Origin of the sequence: Reyranella sp., from assembly GCF_050185545.1 — a bacterium.
Classification (GTDB): Bacteria; Pseudomonadota; Alphaproteobacteria; order Reyranellales; family Reyranellaceae; genus Reyranella.
In genome coordinates, this window is sequence record NZ_JBFWZI010000352.1 from 1 (window position 1) to 3,211 (window position 3,211).

A 3,211-nucleotide genomic window follows, 5' to 3' on the forward strand; every position below is an offset into this window, starting at 1 on the left:
TGGCGTTCCGCACCCGCTCGGGCGGCAAGGTCGAGGTGAACGTGGTGCCGCCGGCGGCGATCGCCGCCGAATAGCCGTTCCCGCACGCACGGAGTTTCAGGGGGAACGGCTCGCCGTTCCCCCTTTTTCATTTGCCGGGAGCGCGCCACTACTGGCGGAGTAACCTCCGCTCACCGATGGCGCTCATAGGATATGTAATCAACAGGAAGAGCGCCATCGGAGTGGCGCGCTCCCAGCGATGAGGGACAGGGGTCCTGGCTGCAGGAGCGAACCAGTTCGGCTGGGCGCCCTGCCCGCCAGGGGAGTGTCGTGATATCGCATGCGGTGAAGCTGCACGCAGAGCGAAGGGACGAGACTGTGATGGCCAGCACCGAAGCAAATCGATGGGACGCTGGCGCGGCGCCCCCGTCGTGCGCCGGCGCCAGGCCCTCGATTCAACAAGGCACGGACGCCTCTGCGCCAGGAATTGGCGCCGCAGCCGCACCGCCACTGCACCAAGCGGGCGGCGGCGCCGCGATCCAGGCACGCCCCTGCCTGACCCCGAACGCAAAACGGTGCCCCCGAACGCAAGAGGCCCTGCCAAGCGGTCGCTTGCGTTCGGCCAACCCCTTGATTCGAAAGGGTCCGAACGCACCGAACGCAGCGAACGCAAGAATCCGGGGCCGTTCTATTCCGGGGGCTGCGCGAGCGATGCACTCGATCGTCTTCGACCAGGCTTCCCCGGCGAGACCCTCTCAGGAGGAGAGCCCTGGTCCGAGACGTGTCACCTCCATCGCAGCTCCGCTGCGAAGGAGCCTCAATAGGACCGTGCGATGAAGTTCCTCGACCAGGCCAAGATCTATGTGCGCTCCGGCAATGGCGGGGCGGGCTGCGTCGGGTTCCGGCGCGAGAAGTTCATCGAGTTCGGCGGGCCGGATGGCGGCGACGGCGGCAGGGGCGGCGACGTCGTGCTGGAATGCGTCGACGGGCTGAACACGCTGATCGATTACCGCTACGCCCAGCACTTCAAGGCCGAGACCGGCCATCACGGCATGGGCGGCCAGCGCACCGGCGGCAAGGGCAAGGATGTCGTGCTGCGCCTGCCGCGCGGCACCCAGGTGTTCGCCGAGGACAACGAGACCCTGCTGGTCGATCTCACCGAGGTCGGCCAGAGGGTCGTGCTGTGCAAGGGCGGCGACGGCGGTTACGGCAACCTGCACTACAAGAGCTCGACCAACCGCGCGCCGCGCCGCGCCGACAAGGGCTGGCCGGGCGAGGATCGCTGGGTCTGGCTGCGCCTGAAGCTGATCGCCGATGTCGGCCTGGTCGGCCTGCCCAACGCCGGCAAGTCGACCTTCCTCGCCGCCGTCTCCAACGCCCGGCCCAAGATCGCCGACTATCCGTTCACGACGCTGCATCCCGGGCTGGGCGTGGTGAAGGCCGGCGACCGCGAGTTCGTGATGGCCGACATCCCCGGCCTGATCGAGGGCGCCTCGGAAGGCGCAGGCCTGGGCACCCGCTTCCTCGGCCACGTCGAGCGCTGCCGCGCGCTCCTGCACCTGGTGGACGGCACGCAGGACGACGTGGTCGGCGCCTGGCGCACGGTGCGGGCCGAGCTCAAGGCCTACGGCGGCACGCTCGCGCGCAAGAAGGAGATCCTGGCGCTCAACAAGACCGACGCCATGACCGACGCGGATATCGAGACCAAGCGCGCGCTGCTCGCCAAGGCGAGCCGGCGCACGGTGCGGGTGATTTCAGGCGTGTCGGGCCGCGGCGTCCCCGAGCTGCTGCACGAGCTCGCCCGCCTGGTCGACCGCCAGCGCGATGCCCTCGAGGACGCGGCGTGAGTGCCGCCGGAGCCCGCGGACTCGGCGCGAGTCATGCCTTGAACCGCGGGCGTCCCGCCCGCTCATGTCATGCGGACCGCGGGCGTCCCGCCCGCTCATGTCATGCGGACCGCGGGCGTCCCGCCCGCTCATGTCATGCGGACCGCGGGCGTCCCGCCCGCTCATGTCTTGCGGACCGCGGGCGTCTCGCCCGAACTTGTCATGCGGACCGCGGGCGTCTCGCCCGATCTTGCTCTTGAGCGGGCGTGACGCCCGCGGTCCGCAAGAGGCCATGAGTCCCCTCGCCACCGCCCGCCGGCTGGTCGTCAAGATCGGCTCGTCGATCCTGGTCGACGAGGCCAGGGGCGAGGTGCGGCGCGACTGGCTCGAGGCGCTGGCCGACGACGTGGCACACTTCCACAAGAGCGGCTGCGAGGTCGTGCTGGTGTCGTCGGGCGCGATCCGGCTGGGCCGGGCGAGCCTCGGGCTGGCCACCGGCGCGCTCAGGCTGGAGGAGAGCCAGGCGGCGGCGGCAACGGGGCAAATCCGCTTGGCCCACGCCTACCAGGCGGCGCTGGCGCGGCACGGCATCACGGTCGCCCAGGTGCTGCTGACCCTCGACGATTCGGAGGCGCGGCGGCGCTACCTCAACGCCCGCCAGACCATGGCGACCCTGCTCGGGCTCAAGGCGGTGCCGGTGATCAACGAGAACGACACGGTGGCGACCGACGAGATCCGCTTCGGCGACAACGATCGCCTCGGTGCGCGCGTTGCCGAGATGATCTCGGCCGACACCCTGGTGCTGCTGAGCGACATCGACGGCTTCTACACCGGCGATCCGCGCAGCGACCCCGACGCGGTGCTGATCCCCGAGATCCGCGAGATCACGCCGGCCCTCGAGGCGATGGCGGGCGGGGCAGCGTCGGAGCTGTCGAACGGCGGCATGGCCACCAAGCTGATCGCCGGCCGCATCGCCATGGCGGCGGGCTGCCGGATGGCGATCGCCGACGGCCGCCCGGTCGGCGCGCTCGGCCGGCTGACGATGCCCGACGCGCGCTGCACCTGGTTCGTGCCGGAGGCTTCGCCGCTGTCGGCGCGCAAGAAGTGGATCAAGGGCTCGCTCAAGACGGCGGGCACGCTCACGGTCGACGACGGCGCGGTGCGCGCGCTGTCCTCGGGCAAGAGCCTGCTGCCGGCCGGCGTGACGGCGATCGACGGCGATTTCCGCCGCGGCGACGTGGTCGACGTCAAGGACCGCGCCGGCCGCGTGCTGGCGCGCGGCCTGGTCGCCTACGCCGCCGACGACGCCCGCCGCATCGCCGGCCGAAAAAGCGCCGAGATCGAGCAGCTCCTGGGCTTCCGCGGCCGCGACGAGATGGTCCATCGTGACGATCTGGTCGTTGAGT

At 70.7% G+C, this 3,211-nt stretch carries 2 protein-coding genes; both read left to right on the plus strand.

Annotated features, from left to right (window positions below; genetic code table 11):
* The first annotated feature begins 812 nt into the window (after positions 1 to 812).
* Positions 813 to 1,826 (plus strand): GTPase ObgE, encoded by a 1,014-nt coding sequence (obgE, locus tag AB7O82_RS37895; RefSeq protein ID WP_428621914.1) that lies wholly within the window; start codon positions 813 to 815, stop codon positions 1,824 to 1,826.
* Between the two features lie 271 nt (positions 1,827 to 2,097).
* Positions 2,098 to 3,211: glutamate 5-kinase (proB, locus tag AB7O82_RS37900; RefSeq protein WP_428552676.1), on the plus strand; the 1,114-nt coding region annotated here is incomplete at its 3' end.